This window comes from Pseudoalteromonas sp. 31A1 (assembly GCF_011378815.1).
GTDB classification, from domain to species: Bacteria; Pseudomonadota; Gammaproteobacteria; order Enterobacterales; family Alteromonadaceae; genus Pseudoalteromonas; species Pseudoalteromonas arctica.
The window spans coordinates 331,764-348,458 of the sequence record NZ_WTKY01000001.1 but is presented as its reverse complement, the minus strand read 5'-3'; the positions used below and the strand labels follow the sequence as shown (position 1 = coordinate 348,458).

General features: G+C 39.6%; 16 protein-coding genes. 5 read left to right on the top strand and 11 right to left on the bottom strand.

The genetic code is table 11. The features are described 5' to 3' along the window. Nucleotides 1-64: 64 nt before the first annotated feature. The 5 genes from GQR52_RS01640 to ribA form a co-directional block, all read right to left on the bottom strand. Nucleotides 65-1,282, bottom strand: a complete 1,218-nt coding sequence (locus GQR52_RS01640; RefSeq protein WP_165727243.1) for an aspartate kinase — start codon at nt 1,280-1,282, stop codon at nt 65-67. Between the two features lie 6 nt (nt 1,283-1,288). Beyond that, the gene (alaS, locus tag GQR52_RS01635; RefSeq protein WP_165727242.1) at nt 1,289-3,889 is read right to left on the bottom strand and encodes an alanine--tRNA ligase; all 2,601 of its coding nucleotides are present in this window, start codon (nt 3,887-3,889) and stop codon (nt 1,289-1,291) included. 19 nt (nt 3,890-3,908) lie between these two features. Next, nucleotides 3,909-4,361 carry a regulatory protein RecX gene (locus tag GQR52_RS01630; RefSeq protein ID WP_007583805.1) on the bottom strand — a complete coding sequence of 151 codons (453 nt, stop codon included), beginning with the start codon at nt 4,359-4,361 and terminating at the stop codon, nt 3,909-3,911. After that, the gene (locus GQR52_RS01625) at nt 4,361-5,149 is read right to left on the bottom strand and encodes a BPSS1780 family membrane protein (RefSeq protein ID WP_165727241.1); all 789 of its coding nucleotides are present in this window, start codon (nt 5,147-5,149) and stop codon (nt 4,361-4,363) included. Before GQR52_RS01625 ends, GQR52_RS01630 begins: the two co-directional genes overlap by 1 nt. 81 nt (nt 5,150-5,230) lie before the next feature. Continuing rightward, the gene (gene ribA, locus GQR52_RS01620) at nt 5,231-5,854 is read right to left on the bottom strand and encodes a GTP cyclohydrolase II (RefSeq protein ID WP_007583803.1); all 624 of its coding nucleotides are present in this window, start codon (nt 5,852-5,854) and stop codon (nt 5,231-5,233) included. Between the two features lie 251 nt (nt 5,855-6,105). Between ribA and GQR52_RS01615 the strand changes: the two genes are divergently transcribed. Further along, a complete protein-coding gene (locus GQR52_RS01615) occupies nt 6,106-7,218 on the top strand; it encodes an energy transducer TonB (RefSeq protein ID WP_165727240.1) in 1,113 nt (370 codons plus the stop codon). 92 nt (nt 7,219-7,310) lie between these two features. Further along, on the top strand, nt 7,311-8,426 hold the full coding sequence (locus GQR52_RS01610) for an energy transducer TonB (protein ID WP_165727239.1): 1,116 nt from the start codon (nt 7,311-7,313) through the stop codon (nt 8,424-8,426). A gap of 67 nt (nt 8,427-8,493) precedes the next feature. Here GQR52_RS01610 and GQR52_RS01605 read toward each other — a convergent pair whose 3' ends face one another. From GQR52_RS01605 to GQR52_RS01595, 3 genes are all read right to left on the bottom strand, one after another. Beyond that, entirely contained in the window at nt 8,494-9,003 is a 510-nt protein-coding gene (locus GQR52_RS01605; protein ID WP_165727238.1) for a hypothetical protein, read from the bottom strand. Between the two features lie 99 nt (nt 9,004-9,102). Further along, entirely contained in the window at nt 9,103-9,552 is a 450-nt protein-coding gene (locus tag GQR52_RS01600) for a low molecular weight protein-tyrosine-phosphatase (protein WP_165727237.1), read from the bottom strand. A 45-nt stretch (nt 9,553-9,597) separates the two neighbouring features. Further along, nucleotides 9,598-10,104 (bottom strand): DUF3087 domain-containing protein, encoded by a 507-nt coding sequence (locus GQR52_RS01595; protein ID WP_165727236.1) that lies wholly within the window; start codon nt 10,102-10,104, stop codon nt 9,598-9,600. Between the two features lie 155 nt (nt 10,105-10,259). On the opposite strand from GQR52_RS01595, the gene GQR52_RS01590 reads away from it, so the two are divergent. From GQR52_RS01590 to GQR52_RS01580, 3 genes are read left to right on the top strand one after another with little or no spacing between them, the layout of a single operon-like run. After that, complete coding sequence (locus GQR52_RS01590; RefSeq protein ID WP_165727235.1) at nt 10,260-10,889, top strand: energy transducer TonB; 630 nt, start codon at nt 10,260-10,262, stop codon at nt 10,887-10,889. Nucleotides 10,890-10,902: 13 nt separating this feature from the next. Further along, the gene (locus GQR52_RS01585) at nt 10,903-11,511 is read left to right on the top strand and encodes a sigma-70 family RNA polymerase sigma factor (RefSeq protein ID WP_165727234.1); all 609 of its coding nucleotides are present in this window, start codon (nt 10,903-10,905) and stop codon (nt 11,509-11,511) included. Further along, nucleotides 11,498-12,130, top strand: a complete 633-nt coding sequence (locus GQR52_RS01580) for a hypothetical protein (RefSeq protein ID WP_165727233.1) — start codon at nt 11,498-11,500, stop codon at nt 12,128-12,130. Before GQR52_RS01585 ends, GQR52_RS01580 begins: the two co-directional genes overlap by 14 nt. A 92-nt stretch (nt 12,131-12,222) precedes the next feature. Here GQR52_RS01580 and dgt read toward each other — a convergent pair whose 3' ends face one another. The 3 genes from dgt to GQR52_RS01565 all read right to left on the bottom strand — a co-directional run bounded on the left by dgt (nt 12,223) and on the right by GQR52_RS01565 (nt 16,695). Then, the gene (gene dgt / locus GQR52_RS01575) at nt 12,223-13,722 is read right to left on the bottom strand and encodes a dGTPase (protein ID WP_165727232.1); all 1,500 of its coding nucleotides are present in this window, start codon (nt 13,720-13,722) and stop codon (nt 12,223-12,225) included. A gap of 56 nt (nt 13,723-13,778) precedes the next feature. Next, the gene (locus GQR52_RS01570; protein ID WP_165727231.1) at nt 13,779-14,663 is read right to left on the bottom strand and encodes a hypothetical protein; all 885 of its coding nucleotides are present in this window, start codon (nt 14,661-14,663) and stop codon (nt 13,779-13,781) included. Between the two features lie 289 nt (nt 14,664-14,952). Beyond that, on the bottom strand, nt 14,953-16,695 hold the full coding sequence (locus GQR52_RS01565) for a potassium/proton antiporter (RefSeq protein WP_165727230.1): 1,743 nt from the start codon (nt 16,693-16,695) through the stop codon (nt 14,953-14,955).

The window sequence follows — 16,695 nt, the reverse complement described above, 5'->3', positions numbered from 1 at the left end:
TTATAAGATTCCGCTTAAACATACTAATGAAAATTAGACTGAAAAGTAAGTAAAAACTCTCAATCTATCCATTTTCTGTTAAAAATGCTTTGTGTAATGCACGAACTGCCAACTCTAGGTACTTTTCATCTATTAAAACTGAAATTTTAATCTCAGAAGTCGAGACTAAAACTACATTAATATTTTCCTGCGCTAATGCATCAAAAAATAAACTTGCTACACCAGAATGCGATTTCATACCCATTCCAACAGCAGAAACTTTAGCTACTGTTGGTAATCCGCTTATATTTTGAGCACTGAGTTGAGCTTGATCTTCGCTCAATAATTCAAGTGCTTGCAGATAATCATTCGAGTGCACAGTAAAAGCATAGTCTATTTTTTCAAAGATATGATTAACTTGATTAATCATATCTATTTCGATGCCATTATCAGCAAAAAGTTTCAATATTTTTGAAAGATATTGCGTACCGCTTGGCACACCATCTACTTTAATTAAACATTCGTCACAATTAAACGCAATCCCCGATACCACCTTGCTTGGCATATCGTTCTCCTCAAAACTTATTAATGTGCCTTCATCAGGATTAAAACTAGAAAGCACCCTAAGTGGCACATTGTGTCTACCTGCAGCTTCTACCGAGCGAATATGCAAAACTTTTGCGCCTAAACTTGCCAGCTCCAGCATTTCGGCAAAAGTAACTTGGCTCATTCTGCGCGCGTTTGGTTCAACACGAGGATCTGTAGTATATACGCCGTCAACGTCTGTATAGATCTGGCATTCGTCGGCTTTTATAGCCGCTGCTATTTCTACAGCCGATGTATCGGTGCCGCCGCGTCCAAGCGTTGTAATATTGCCCTCAATATCACGTCCCTGAAACCCAGCAATAATAGCAATACGATTATGCTCAAGCTCATGCTTTAAGCGCGTAGCAGCAACCTCTTCAATACGGGCTTTACCAAACATGTTGTCGGTTTGAATATTGACTTGATCGGCTAATAAGCTCACCGCTGAGTGGCCACGTTTGATAATAGCCATAGCAAGCAGTGATACAGAAACCTGCTCTCCGGTGCTAATAAGTACATCTAGTTCACGGCTACTCGGGCGAGTATCAATTTGTTTGGCGAGGTTAATTAAGCGGTTGGTTTCTCCCGACATAGCAGAGAGAACCACAACCACTTGATGTCCTTGTTGTCTGGTTTTAACAACAAGGTCGGCGACTGCTTCAATTCGCTCTATTGAGCCGACCGAAGTGCCACCGAATTTTTGAACAATAAGCGCCACTTAGGCTTAAGTACGCTCAGTTAACCAAGCTGTAACGCTATCTAGTGCAGCAGCAAGGTTTTGTGGTTCACTACCACCGGCTTGTGCCATATCTGGACGTCCGCCACCTTTACCACCTACTTGACCTGCCATATGGTTAACTAACTCACCGGCTTTTACCTTGCCTGTTAAGTCTTTCGTTACACCGGCAATTAGGCTTACTTTGTCGCCACTGGCAACACCCAGTGCAATAACACCTGAGCCAATCTTGTTTTTAAGGTCATCAACCATACCGCGAAGCGCTTTAGATTCAGTACCTTCAACGTTTGCTACAAGTAGCTTAACGCCATTAATTTCAACAATCGAATCAAGTAAAGACGCGCCCGCTGCACTTGCTAGCTTATCGCTAAGCTGTGCAATTTGCTTTTCAAGGCCTTTAGATTTTTCAAGCAACGCAGTTACTTTTTCAAGTACCGATGCGCTATCGCCTTTAACTAAAGCTGCAACATCGCTAAGTTGTTGCTCTTGCTCGCTAACGTACGCTACAGCATCTGCACCAGTTACGGCCTCAATACGGCGAACACCTGCGGCAATACCGCTTTCAGATACAATTTTGAATAAACCAATATCGCCAGCGCGCTCAACGTGAGTACCACCACAAAGCTCAATAGAGTAGTCGCCAATAGTAACTACACGTACTTCGTCATCGTACTTTTCGCCAAACAATGCCATAGCACCTTTCGCTTTAGCATCATCAATAGCCATAAGCTCAGTATTAAGTGCAAAGTTACGACGAATTTCGTCATTAACTACACGCTCAATTTCACGTAGCTCATCTTTAGTAACCGCTTCAAAATGCGAAAAGTCAAAACGTAAACGATCAGGCTGAACAAGCGAGCCTTTTTGGCCTACATGGTCACCTAATAATTGGCGTAATGCTTCGTGTAAAATATGCGTAGCTGTGTGGTTTTTCTTAATGCTGTCGCGGCGCGTATCATCAATAGTTGCGTCAACTTTGTCATTAACACCAATACGGCCTTGTACAGTACCGTGGTGAGCAAAAGCATTACCAAGCTTAGTGGTATTAGTAACATTAAATTCGCCACCAGCAACTGTAATAGTACCCGTGTCACCCGTTTGACCGCCTGATTCAGCGTAAAACGGTGTGCGGTCTAGTACTACAATACCTTGTTGACCATCTTCTAATAACTGAACAGCTTCGCCACCGGCAAAAATTTCAATAACGGTCGCGCTGTAATGTGTACTGTCGTAACCTTTAAAATCAGTGTGTTTATCTGATTTTAATTGGTCATTGTAATCTGCACCAAATTTACCTGCTTGCTGCGCTGTTTTACGTTGTACAGCCATACACTCTTCAAAGCCTTGATGATCAATTGTCATCTGGCGCTCACGCGCAACATCGGCTGTTAAATCAGCAGGGAAACCATACGTATCGTAAAGTTTAAATACTAAGTCGCCCGGTATAATATCGCCTTTAAGGTCGCTTAAGCTTTCTTCTAAAATAGCTAAGCCACGCTCAAGTGTTTTACCAAACTGTTCTTCTTCAATGCGTAATACTTTTTCAATAATTTCTTGTTGCTTAGCAAGCTCAGGGTACGCTTGACCCATTTGCTCAATTAGCGCAGCAACTAATTTATAGAAAAACGAACCTTGTGCACCTAACTTGTTACCGTGGCGCACAGCACGACGAATAATACGGCGCAGTACATAACCACGGCCTTCGTTAGATGGCATAACACCGTCTGAGATTAAAAACGCACACGAACGAATATGATCCGCCACTACGCGTAGTGATTTATCGTCCATGTCTTGTGCATTAGTAACACTTGCAGCAGCGGCAATTAAGCCTTGGAATAAATCGATTTCGTAGTTTGAATGCACGCCCTGCAAAATAGCAGAAATACGCTCAAGGCCCATTCCCGTATCAACAGATTGCTTAGGTAGAGGCAACATTGTGCCGTCGCTTTGACGGTTGTACTGCATGAATACAAGGTTCCAAATTTCGATGAAACGGTCGCCGTCTTCCTCTGGAGAGCCCGGAGGTCCGCCCCAAATGTGTTCGCCATGATCATAAAATATTTCAGAACACGGACCACACGGACCGGTATCCCCCATAGACCAAAAGTTGTCTGAGGTAGCAATACGAATAATACGATCCTCAGATAAGCCAATGTCTTTTGACCAGTATTCAAACGCTTCTTCGTCATCGTGGTAAATAGTTACTAAAAGCTTTTCTTTTGGTAGTTTTACTTCTTCAGTTAAAAACTCCCATGCAAACTTAATAGCTTCTTGCTTAAAGTAATCACCAAAGCTGAAGTTACCTAACATTTCAAAAAATGTATGGTGGCGAGCAGTGTAGCCCACATTTTCTAAATCGTTATGCTTACCGCCAGCACGTACACAGCGCTGCGAGCTAGTCGCACGTGTATAAGGGCGGCTTTCTGCGCCTAAAAATACATCTTTAAATTGCACCATGCCGGCATTGTTAAATAACAACGTGGCATCGTTACCCGGAATAAGCGAGCTTGAAGGTACAACTTGGTGTTGTTTGCTGGCAAAAAAGTCTAAAAACTGTTGCCTAATTTGTGCGGTAGTCATGTGCTGCATTTGAAAGTCTCACCTGTATTTACTGTGCTTGCATTGCAAAATTAATTTCATCGTAGCTAAAACCCCGATACATTAAGTAGCGCACGCGCTTAGCTTTGTCTTTGTAATCGAGATCGGCCGGTGTATTCGAATATTTTTTATTGTACGCATCCTGCGCAAGCTCAAACCAATCTACTTCAAGCTCTTCAACTACCAATTCAAGTAGCGAACGATCAATCCCTTTGCCCATAGCTTCGCTTTGTATTCGCTTAAGCCCGTGGCATTTAAATATGTGTTTTCTTACAAAGCCTTCACAGTATCGCTGCTCGTTAATAAAATTATGCTTTTCGCACCAATCAAGCAGCGTTTCAATAAACTCTTCTGTCGCTTCTTTTTGCTGTAGCTTAAGCGTTAACTCACGACGCGAATATTCTTGGCGCCCTAGTAACCAAAGTACATAGTTTTTTAGTTTTTGCTTTAATTTATCATCCATTAAGCGTCAAAACGCCCGCTTGTTTCACTGCTAAGTGGCTTAACATTAATGTCGTCACTTGGTGGTACAACAGGCATAAAAATGGCTTGATAAGATACAAAAAAGCTAATGTAGCAAATTGGCATTAAAATCAACAGTGGTAAGAACGATAAGAACATCGAAAGCGCCATAAATAATGCGCAAATAAGGCCAAAAACGCCAAGTGGCAAAATGTTATGATAAAACACCATTAACGATTTTTTAAGTGCCGTTAAAATACGTGTTTCTTTACTAAAATAAACAAGCGGTACAGCGTAAGCAAACGCTGTTAAGTAAATTAGCATTGCCATAAAAAACAAAATGACATTCGCGCCCGAAATACTATCAAGCATTTGCTCAAGTGCTACATTTGGATCAAGTCCTGGTTGGCTCATAACAGCCACTGCATCGGCAAATAAGCCATTAGCGAGTAGCGCCATTAAAATGCCCGCACCCATTTGGTAAAGTGCTAAACGTAGTAACCCTAAACGATTTCCCTTAGCCGTAAATGGCTTGAGAATATCGGCTAGCATAATTTTTCCGCCCTGCTGCTTACTAAGCACCGCTTGGTAAAAGCCTGCGGTTAAAAATGGCGTAGCTAGCGCTGCCACAACTTGCAGTAAAGGTAAAAATAAAGACAGCAGCCCTACAATGCCAATAAATAAATGCATAAAAATAAAGGTTGCTGGCTGGGTTTTAAAAATAAGCCATCCGGTTTTTAACCACTTTAGCCCTGCATCGGCTTTAAAAATTCGTAATTGTGTAGACATACTTGCTCTTAATTTAAAACGAAACACGCCAAGTATAACTTGGCGTGAGGGGGTATTAATAGACGAAACGTAATTAAATGATTAAGGTTTTTTAATTTTCTTAATATCTAACATATGCGCGCCATGCTTAATTTTTGTTTCTAGGTACGATTTATTACCCGCAACACCCGCTTTAATGTGCGCATGCGTGCCCACAACCGAGTCAACATTAATACCGGCATCTTTTAATGCGTTAAGCTTTTTAGGATTATTGGTCATTAATTTAACGTGGCTTAAATTAAGCGCATTAAGCATTAACACAGCATCCGAAAAGTCACGTAAATCATCAGCAAAGCCTAAATGATTATTAGCTTCGTAGGTGTTCATACCTTGCGATTGCAATACGTAAGCATCAATTTTGTTGTATAAACCAATGCCACGACCTTCTTGGCGTAAATACAATAAAATACCGCCTTGCTCGTGCATCATTTCAATACATTCATTTAGCTGCTCGCCGCAATCACAACGCGATGAGTAAAATACATCACCTGTTAAACACTCAGAATGCATACGAATAAGCGGTACATCTTGCTCTGTATCAGCGTTGTTAAACACCATAGCAATATGTTCTTTGCCATCTTTTAAATCAGTAAATGAGATTATTTCTGCAGGGATATCACTATTTCTGCCAACATTAAGCTGGACTCTTGCTCTTACTTGCGCCACGACAAATCCAAATATTTAAATAACTACGACACGACAATAAAGTGATAATATCACAAAATAGGATAAATACACCGTAGTACAAGACTGTTTATGGCAATTATATGGCGACGACAGGCGTTATTTTCAATGATTGTTAAGCAATTAATAACCCGAATATTACAACTTCGCTTGTTTACTTTAATTTACCTAAAATAATGACAGACCTTGATAGTTTTGGTAATTTTATGGGCTAATAAATAATAGGGATTATTATGAAGCACCAACAGCTCGCCATATCAATAGGATTAAGCTTATTAGCCTTTGCTAACTACACTTTCGCAAACCAAGTAAATAGCATTCAAGTTGTATCTGCAAACGCCGAAGAAACTGACTCAGCATTCGTTGCAGCCAAAGAACAAGCTGAAAAAGAAGCACAACTTGCTTATCAAAAAGGGCTCGCTCTATATGGAGAAAATAGCAATGAAACGGCAAAGCTTGCTATTAACTACGCTAAAGCCATCAACAGTTATGTTGCAAAGAACCTTGTGGCTATAGGGTATGGTAATGAAGAGAAACGGTTTGATTTGTATTCACAGGCACACCGTATTTTAGTTAAAAACTATGGCGAAAACTCAATAGAGACTATGGATACGCTACTAGCCAAAGCCACTCATACGAATAAATCAGATACCGCAGTCAAAAACTTTAAGCAACTCATTAAAATCGCTGAATTACAAAATGACCCTGGCCTTGTCGCTAATATGCAATTTGAAGCTGCAGAAACATTACTTTATGGGTTTAGCCATAGCGAATATTCTTTAGCGAAAAAATACGCTCAAGATGCAGATAAATATTACCAAGCCCAGCTACCTGATAATGCAGTAGAGCGTATAAAGTCTGACCTTTTAATGGTTTCATTTGAGAGTGGCCGTAAAGATTACGACAAAGCAACTAAAAGGCTAAACCGTATAGTTGGCTTATTTGATAAATATAAAAATTTAGATCAAAGCTTTGAGCTTAATGCGCATGTTGGCTTAGTTCAGCTATATGAAAAACAAGATGAAAGCGATAAAGCGACTAAACACGCCTTAGCCTTTGCTAAAAATACGCACTGGAAAAATACCTCAGAGCAAAATCCACTCTACATAACCGAGCCTATATACCCTCGCGGTGAAACTAAAAGTCATGTAATAGTTATATTAGAGATTACTGTTGATACCCATGGCTTTGTGAAAAATCCTAAGGTTATTAGTTCTGAAGGTTCTAAAGCGTTTGAAAAATCAGCGATAGCCGCTGTTAAACAATGGCGTTACGCTCCAAAGTTTAAAAATGGAAAACCTGTAAATGCAACAACTCAAGCTGAACTGTATTTTGAACGCCTTTAAGTAGTTTTACCATTCAGTCAAAAATTATATTAATAAGAAACTGTTGTAATTACGTCAACCTAGTTTCAATTTAAAAGTTAATAGGGATTATTATGAAACGTCAGCAACTCGCTTTATTTATAGGCTTAAGTTTATCTGCTCTAAGCGCAACAACTTTAAGTACTACAGCACTCGCCAGCCAAGCAAGCGATCCTCAAACGGTATTTAGCCAAGCATACCAAAGCTATTTAGCAGCAGTTAAAGCAGACAAAAACGTACAACAAACTGCCAAACTTGCTTACACATCAGGTAAAGCCGTTTACGGTAAAAGCGACGACAATACTGCCAACTTAGCTATTAATTACGCTAAAGCAATAAAAGGCTACGGCGATGAGCTAAACGAACAGCGTTTTGCACTCTATAACGAAGCCCATACTATTTTAGCTGCAAACCACGGTAAACTATCAATAGAAACAATTGATGCACTACTCGGCCAAGCTAACTACACAACATCAGCTTACAAAGCAGCTAACTTTTTAGAACAAGTAATTGAAATAGCTAAAACACAAAATAAGCCTAAGTTTGTAGCCGACATGAAACTAGAAGCGGCAACGCTGCTTGCTAAAAAGTTTAGCTCTAAAAAATATCGCGTAGCTAAAAACTACCTAGAAGAAGCCGACGAATACTACCGTGAAAATATTCCGAGTAGCTCGGTAGAACAAATTAAAGCCAATTTTTTAATAGCCGCATTTGCCGAAGGTAGCAAAAAATATAACCGAGCAATTGAGCGCTTAAATAATATAGTTACTGCATTTGACGATAACTTAAGCTTTGATCACAGTGCTGAGCTAACTGCTCATTCAAAGCTTGTAGGTCTGTACGAAAAACAAGGTAAAAGCGAAGAAGCAACTAAACATTGCCTAGCTATCGCTCAAATGGTGCCATGGAAAGAATCACAAGAGCAAACACCTCTCTATCGTGTTAATCCTAAATACCCAGCGCATAAAGCCCGGTTTAGTACCGATGGTAGCGTTGTTATGGAGTTTGAGGTAGACGCAGCTGGCTTTGTAAAAAACCTAAAAGTGCTTAGTTCTGAAGGTGGCAACGCATTTGAAAAGTCAGCCCAAGCAGCTGTTGAGCAATGGCGTTACGCACCAAAGTTCGAAAATGGCAAACCCGTTAGCGCTACTTCTCAGGTACAACTCGACTTTAAAATTAACCGCCACTAAAAGCGGCTCATTAAAAAAGGCGCTTTATGCGCCTTTTTTAAAACTAACTAATACAAAACTCATGTAGTTAAAATTCATAACTTACGCTAATACCGCCATCGGCTCTTTTTTCATTGCTATCGCTTGCTTTACCGTAGCCCACATCTAGCTCTAATCTAAAACCAGCGTGGTTCAATCCATTAAAGTTGTAGCTGTACGTAAGCCCTATGCCGTTTGTTGTTTCTTCATCAAAAATACCGCCAATTACACAACCTAGCGTATTAGCAAAGTCAGTTGCTACATCATTTGTTGAACTTTCACACTCTTGGTCTGTATCTCTTGCGCCAATTGCACCTACAAGCGCGCCAAAAGCATGTTTTTTATTATCACTTACCGCTTGTTCAAAACCTGCTGAAAAACCATCATCAAGGCCTATTTTGTAGTTTGCATACCAGCGTTGTGTGTCGTCGTTAGCCGACAAAGACACTTCAGGAATAACTAAATAAGGATAGCCACCCCCAATCGAAAAACTAACATCGTTAGCAAAAGTAGAACAAGAAGCGATAGATAAAGTGAGTAGTAATATTTTTATTTTCATAAAGTTCCCTTTGAGTAAGCATAAAATGTACTTACTTTAGGGACACTGTGCAATACGACAAAAAGCTCGTTAAATTTAGCTTTAGTAATAAAATAGGGATTAAATTTTAGCGAGTATTTTATCGCTAGCCGCTTCAATTAAATCGAGCACATTTTCAAAGCCATCATCGCCGCCGTAATAAGGATCAGGAATAGCGCTTTGGGTTTGCTCGCCATATTCTAAAAATAGCGCCAGCTTGTAGCGTAAATGCTCAGGGCACTGGGCTTTTAAATCAGCTAAGTTTTGCGTATCGGCCGCTAAAATCAAATCAAACTCAGTAAAGTCGCTACTGCGTACTTTACGTGAACAAATACCTTTAAAGCTATAACCACGTTTTTCGCCTGCTGCCATTGAGCGGCTATCAGGCGTTTTACCTTCGTGGTAACCAATAGTCCCTGCCGAATCAACTTTAACGTTAACGCCTAGTTTTTTAGCACGGGCTTTTAATACCGCTTCTGCGGTTGGCGAGCGGCAAATATTACCTAAACACACTATGAGTATTTTTTTCATTAAGGCTCCTCTAACTAATTTAAAAACCTATGTTTTAAAACTGCTTTAAAACTGTTTTAAAATACTTGCGTCGTAATCTTCAACGTTAAGCGTTACGTTATGTTGCGCTGCAACAGATTCAAGCTCAGCTTGTTTAATGGCTAAATCGTCCATGGTGATTAGATTATCGTCTAGCTGCCACAATAACCGAGAGCCTGCGTAACTATAATGAATCGCTAATAACGCATCGGCATTACCCTCGCGCCCTGCTGCTTTTAACTTAGCCATTTTGCGGGTTATTTTATTAAGTGCTTTTTTAAGCTCCCACACATAAACAACTTCTGTCATAAAACTATGTGTACGGTATTTATTAAGTAACCACGCAAGCCCAACGCTAGTAATAGCAACACCTATTAAGTTCCAATGAAAATGGCTACCACTTTCATCAGGAAATAAAGCAATTAGCGTTTGCGATATAGCCAAGCTGCCTACAGCTAAACCAATACCACACCCTGCAATAACACGGTTTAAATGTTTACGGTAACGCGCTTTATTTATTTCAATGAGTTGCATAACAGCCTAAAAATGTAAGTTTTAATATTTGCGAATGGCTATTGTAACTAAACCCCACATTTTTTATAAAATTATTTCACCCCTTTTTGATTTGCCACCCGTTATAGCTTTGAAAACACCCTAATTGTTGTGATCAATAAAATTTGGAGCGGCTTATGCACACACTTGAAGTACCTAACAACCCAGTATTTATTAAAACATCAACCGCCGTTATTGGCGGTGCAGTAATGACCTTTGCAGCTTTTGCGTTTATGCAATATTTAATAAGTGGCGAGCAACGCGCACCGGTTAAACCTGGGGACGATATTATAGTAGAGATTTTTCAAGCGCCTGAGGATTCAAAGCTAAGGCATATACAAAAAATACAGCCGCCACCGCCAATGCCTAAAGTGCCGCCAAAAGCTCCACCGCTTGATACATCAGCCGATCCTGTGCTTGCAATTAGCGACTTTACGCCAGTGATGATTGACGATTTTGGTGGCGACATAAATAACACCATTAATCGCCCAACAGGGGATGCAACACCCATAGTGCGCATAAACCCTAAATACCCAACCACAGCCGCGCGCGATGGCATTGAAGGTTGGGTACAACTAAGCTTTAGTATTTCGCCAACGGGGGAGGTAATCGACCCAGTAGTTATTAACGCCGAGCCAAAACGCACCTTTGACCGCGAAGCAATAAGAGCTATTAAACGCTGGAAATATCGCCCCAAAGTAATTGAAGGTGTGGCACAATTACAAACAGGTCAAACCGTACAACTCGACTTCAAATTACAACAATAAAAGCGATGAGCCTATGCTACTAAGTATTAAGTCATGGTTATTTGAAACGCCAAGCAAGGACTGCATGGCAAGTTACGCAAAAAGTGGCGACAATCGTTACTTAGAGCAGCTTATTGCCCTCTACAGTAACGACTTATACCACTACCTTATTACGCAATCTAATACGCATTTAGCATACGACGTAAGCCAACAAACATGGCTAAAAGTAATCGAAAAACGCCACCTTTACCAAGCACAAACCACACCCAAAGCGTGGTTATTTAAACTTGCCCGCAACACACTCATTGACGAATACCGCAAGCAACAGCACTTTGTAGAGCTTGACGAAAGCACGCACTTACCAGCACAAAATCATAAAAGCGAAAGCGACTTAAATAGCAGTGACTTAACTAGTGGTGACTCGCATATAGGCAGCTCAAACATAAGTTATGACGCATTCGACGCCGCCCTAAAACAACTTAGCTTTGTACAGCGCGAAGCCATAACATTACAACAAGAAGGCTTTTCGCTCACCGACATAGAACTTATAACGCATAGCAATGCTGAAACCATTAAAACAAGGCTGCGCTACGCCAAACAAAACCTTAAACGTTTATTAGGAGCAAGCAATGAACAAGCCTGATGAGCCGTTCGATCAAAAGCTCACACAACACTACAAAGAGCGAAAAGCACGCACTACACTCAGCGCTGCCCAGCAAAAAGCGCTACTCAAAAAAGCCACACATATAAAGCCTAAAAAGCCCACAAGGCTTAGTTTTACGCTACAACTAACCAGCCTTGCCTGCGCACTCGGTGTGTTCGCCTTTATTGTGTTTGATAATAACAACGTAATAAATACAGAGCCTAAAACCGTACTTAACAGCGTATTTAACACTATAGACATTCACGACTATTCAATTATTAAAACACACGAAATAAACCAAGCTGGTAGCTACGCAAGCTCTATAAACGAGCAAAAACACGCGCTTGATAGTCAATTAGCTAACGATTTACGCCGCCACCAACAGCGCCACATAGAATACGGCACACTCGTAAAGGTAGATAACGACTGGTACATAGCCAGCTGTAATGACGAGGTACTCGTACAAATTAAGCATTCACTGTTAAGTGATTTAAAGGGTAAACATGCGGTAGAAAGTGGTCTAAATACGGGTGACATGTTGGCTATGGCGCATAACGGTAAAGGGCAGATTATTGCGCTTAAACATGCTGGAGCAGGGGTGAAATTATGTAGGAGTTAAAAACTTCACCACTAATTGCGTTACTCATGAATGAAGACTATCGAATAGAGTCACCTTTAAATTTGCGTGATCTTAGATAGCCTATTTAATCATTATTCAGAGACCGTGAGTATTTTATATGTGTCGTAAGCAAATTGATCTGTCATACCACTAACAAAGTCTTGCAATAAACGGCATCTAAAATAAAACTCGTATATTGGCTGAGCTTTTTCTTCATCATTCAGGCTATCAACGGTATGCTTATAAACTTCTATGAACTTGTCTGATATACGATTTAGCAACCGTGTCTCTACAGGTAGGATCTTTTCTTTATTAATAATTTTTCTAAAACTTTCCGCTTTCAAATCTAGTAATCTTTGATATTCATTTAGAATTCCTGATGTAATTTTATACCCTTGGAGCTCGAGCTTTTCTACTTCGGGGTGGCAAAAAACATGTTTAGAAGCAACATTTTTCAGTGACTTCGTTATAGCATGTTGGTATCCACCATCTTCAAGAAGAGATTGATTAAAACTACCATTATAGATTTCATTAAGGTTGTCAACAAAACGTGTTGATGCGTGATTAACTAAAGGATGTATTAAACCAACTCGAAGCCATATAAAAAATTCGCTTTCGAGATTAGTGGGGTTCTCTTTGGCCTTTTTGTACGCATATTCGCACTTTTTTTCCATAAAAGTTTCATCTTGTTGGCTAGTTAATTTATACCCATCAATAATGCTCGAATATTCTTTAACCAATAGATCTTTAAGTACTTCAATTTTAATAAAACCTTTCTCAACAGCATCTTCCATGTCAGCTAAACAGTAAGCAATATCATCAGCAGCTTCCATAATATAAGAAGCTATATGCCTGTTTCCAACTTGAATCTGTAACTTATCGTATAATTCCATAACAAAAGCTTGTTCGCTGTAATAATAACCAACTTTCTTTTTTAGATAACTTCTTGAGTCTGTGCTTTCGGGTCTCACTTCTGTCGCACACCGAGTATATTTTAAAATACTGGCGGTTTGGCAGTAAGTTAAATTTAAAGCTGATAGATTATGTATTATTCGAATTGCTTGTGCATTCCCTTCAAAGTTACACAAATCAAATAGTAATTTTTCTTCTAATGTAACTAAAGTAAATTTTTCATTTTCACAAAAGGTTTTCGTTACATATTTATAGTCTTTATGATTCAGTAAATACTTTGTAAACCAGTCATTTATAGCAGCTTCACCAAAGTGACCAAACGCTGGGTTACCAATATCATGCATCAAGCAAGCCATTTCAACTAACGTAACAAGCGGCTCAGCTAAGGATTCTATAATTTTATTTTCTTCGTAATTTAATATGTCGCCCAAACCCTTTTCTTTAAGTAGTTTGATGATTGTTTTAGAAATAAAGCGTCCATTTTGCTGCACTTCGAGTGAATGAGTCAAACGAGAGCGAACTGCGGCATTACGCTCAAGTGGAAAAACCTGAGTTTTCTGTTGTAATCTTCTTAATGCGGCACTATTAATAATTCGACCACGATCACTCTCAAGACTGCTAGCTAATGAAGGTTGTTCACTTTTAGGCCTCAATTTATTAATTTTATTTATTAGCTTCATATTTATTCCATTAAAATAATGATGATTTAGTTAATCAACTTAATATAAACAAGATCTTACCTTTTGGTTTCTATTCTTATAGGTTGAATTTCTTCAATTAAGCTTTTGAGATCTAAATTAGGAAGTTGCCCTCTCTTGATTTTTCCCGCGAGATATTTAGGGAATTTAGTTCGTAAATAGGTATCATCCAACCACCTCCTAAATTCACCCAAAGAGTCAACAGGATATATCCAAGTATCTGGATTTTTTTGAGGGAAATCGTCGGGAAACTTATGCTGAAACTTAATCCTTATATCAAACTTTTCATCATAACTTTGGGCAATCCATTCTTTACTCCAAGCCTGTCCGACACTAATGTCTGGCATTGTTTTGGAATCCAATGGCATACCTTTCCTAATGCTTGTTATTAGAATATTCGCGATTTCGGAAAAAACACTAAAATAACCGGAAGGTAATTCATTTAAAGTTATGCGCTCGTGAAATGTTTGCCAGTAATCAGGAACCCCATCATTTTGTGAGTAACCCGTACGTTGATAAATATAAGTGCGAAGACTTAACCTTGCTAAGTTTCTATAATTAGCTTTAGCTTGCTCTACTAGCGAAGGAGCCTCAAATGCGTAATATTCAAGTATAGCCATACAGTTAATATCATTTATGACGTCGTACATAACTCCATTTATCGGAGTTGGAATATATAACCCCACCGAGCTTTGACCTTGGGATTCAATTAACTCCCTAATAAATTTTCCCTTCGTTGTATGTTTTTGTTCATCCCAATTTTTGATTAAATTAGTTATATCAGCTTCTGTAGTACCGCATAAAAGTGCTAAACCACGAGTTCCTAAATATGGAGTTCCATCATTAAGTACCCCCATATCTACGCCGTCTTTACCCGTATACGAAATTAATGATGTTGACTTATTACCATAATTATTTGGCATTTAAATTCCTTGTCTCAGTACTCTATTGAAGTTTTAAACTATCTGCTTGTCTAAAATCTAATCTACCATAAAGTTTATACTTATGATTAGCTTCTGAAGTAAGTTTTTGCGATTTTCATATTCCTCGGAGTCAACCTTTCTCTCTCAAGCTGTTCTCCTACAATAAACACTACATATAACTAGCTTTAGGTGTGCTCATTGCATTGCAGATTCGTTGGGTTTCGTGTCACTCAACCCAACCTACGTGCTATAAACGCGGTGTGACCACTTAATAAATCTCTGTTTATAATTACTTATTTAAAAGCTGCTTTTCTGGGGTGCTTAGGTACTTTAGACCAATGGTCACTATGCGTGTATGTACCATGGTTATAACGCGTATTTGCACATTACCAATAACAACAATATCGCCTTTACTGACTTCTCCTGAAAGCTTTTGGTTGATCACTTCTTCCAAGCTTATATCTTCTGGGGCGTCTATTTGCATGTGGTAAGAGTAAAATATATCACCTACCAATGTTACCCCTTTCACTTTAAGTTCGTTGTGCGCTAAGTGGCTATCTTGATGGTTTGTTTTATCGGTTGCTGTAAAAACTAAATCAACAAAAGGTCTGTTATCTGGTTTTAAAACAACAAATAAATGATCGTTTGCTTTTAACTTAGTTGAACCTCGTGGCGGTATGATTGACGGACCCCGCGTGATCATAGCAACAACCACACTTTCAGGAAGTGCAGCATGTGACAAGCTGCGCCCAGAAACCCGCGAAACGTCACTTAAAGTGTATTCTACAATTTCTATATCAATATCGTTTAGTGCTGTGATTTCGAGCGTTGCAGCAGCGAGATCAGGTGGCGGCTCTACTAAATTTAGTTTTTTAGCCATCCAAGGCATTGTTGAACCCTGTAACGTGGCTGAAATTAACACCACGAAAAAAACCACATTAAAAATAAGCTCTGCCCCTGAAAGGCCAAATAGTAATGGGAATATAGCTAAAATAATGGGTACTGAGCCCCTAAGACCAACCCAAGATACAAACAGGGTTTCGCGATTATTAAAGCCAAACAGTTTTAAAATAGGCGCTACCGCTAATGGGCGTGCAACAAAAATGAGCGCCAGTGCAATAAGCAATCCTTCTAGCCATACATCAACCAACGATGACGGGTTAATAAGGAGTCCTAATACAACAAACATGGTTATTTGCCCAAGCCATGCTAAGCCGTCATGAAAAAGAAAAATACCGCGTTTATATACAAATTTGCTGTTACCTAAAATAACACCCGTTATAAATACAGCTAAGAATCCACTGCCGCCGAGCGTTGCAGAAAGGCCAAAAGAAAGCAGTCCAAATGCGGTTACCATCACTAAATACAAACCCGATGCATTTAGTTTAATTCGATTAATAAACCAAACCGATACCTTACCAATTAAAAGGCCACAAATAGCGCCAACACCCATTTGTTGAGCAAATAACTGTAGTAAATCCAGCCCTATTGGCATGTCGTTAACGAGCATTTCGAGCAATCCAACCGTTAGAAAAATAGCCATTGGATCGTTCGAGGCACTTTCTATTTCAAGCGTAGATTTAAGCTTTTTATTTAAGTGAATACCCGCACTTCGTAAAAGTGCAAACACTGCTGCAGCATCTGTAGAGCCAACAATAGCACCCAGTAATACACCTTGTAATATGGGCAGATCTAAAATATAAGTGGCCACAAGGCCTGTAATTACAGCGGTAAATAACACCCCGACGGTTGCTAAAGCAGACGCGGGTTTCCACACTTGTTTAATTGAACTGGTAGGCGTTTGTAAGCCGCCATCAAATAGAATAATGGCAAGCGCGAGAGTACCCAGAGCATGTGCGGCCTCTGCGTTATCAAATGAAATACCTGCAATACCGTCTTCACCTGCGAGCATACCTACAAGTAAAAATAGTACTAGCACCGGTAAGCCAACGCGTGCAGATAACTTGCTCGAGATCACTCCAAGTAAAATTAAAATGGCACTAACGAGAATGATATTATCAATTGCAAACAT

Excerpts from the sequence above, each read along its gene's own strand:
- GQR52_RS01625 (WP_165727241.1), bottom strand. The coding sequence starts at position 5,149 with ATGTCTACACAATTACGAATTTTTAAAGCCGATGCAGGGCTAAAGTGG.
- alaS (WP_165727242.1), bottom strand. The coding sequence starts at position 3,889 with ATGCAGCACATGACTACCGCACAAATTAGGCAACAGTTTTTAGACTTT.
- GQR52_RS01610 (WP_165727239.1), top strand. The coding sequence starts at position 7,311 with ATGAAACGTCAGCAACTCGCTTTATTTATAGGCTTAAGTTTATCTGCT.
- GQR52_RS01630 (WP_007583805.1), bottom strand. The coding sequence starts at position 4,361 with ATGGATGATAAATTAAAGCAAAAACTAAAAAACTATGTACTTTGGTTA.
- GQR52_RS01570 (WP_165727231.1), bottom strand. The coding sequence starts at position 14,663 with ATGCCAAATAATTATGGTAATAAGTCAACATCATTAATTTCGTATACG.
- GQR52_RS01605 (WP_165727238.1), bottom strand. The coding sequence starts at position 9,003 with ATGAAAATAAAAATATTACTACTCACTTTATCTATCGCTTCTTGTTCT.
- GQR52_RS01565 (WP_165727230.1), bottom strand. The coding sequence starts at position 16,695 with ATGTTTGCAATTGATAATATCATTCTCGTTAGTGCCATTTTAATTTTA.
- GQR52_RS01590 (WP_165727235.1), top strand. The coding sequence starts at position 10,260 with ATGCACACACTTGAAGTACCTAACAACCCAGTATTTATTAAAACATCA.
- GQR52_RS01580 (WP_165727233.1), top strand. The coding sequence starts at position 11,498 with ATGAACAAGCCTGATGAGCCGTTCGATCAAAAGCTCACACAACACTAC.
- dgt (WP_165727232.1), bottom strand. The coding sequence starts at position 13,722 with ATGAAGCTAATAAATAAAATTAATAAATTGAGGCCTAAAAGTGAACAA.
- GQR52_RS01595 (WP_165727236.1), bottom strand. The coding sequence starts at position 10,104 with ATGCAACTCATTGAAATAAATAAAGCGCGTTACCGTAAACATTTAAAC.
- GQR52_RS01600 (WP_165727237.1), bottom strand. The coding sequence starts at position 9,552 with ATGAAAAAAATACTCATAGTGTGTTTAGGTAATATTTGCCGCTCGCCA.
- GQR52_RS01585 (WP_165727234.1), top strand. The coding sequence starts at position 10,903 with ATGCTACTAAGTATTAAGTCATGGTTATTTGAAACGCCAAGCAAGGAC.
- GQR52_RS01615 (WP_165727240.1), top strand. The coding sequence starts at position 6,106 with ATGAAGCACCAACAGCTCGCCATATCAATAGGATTAAGCTTATTAGCC.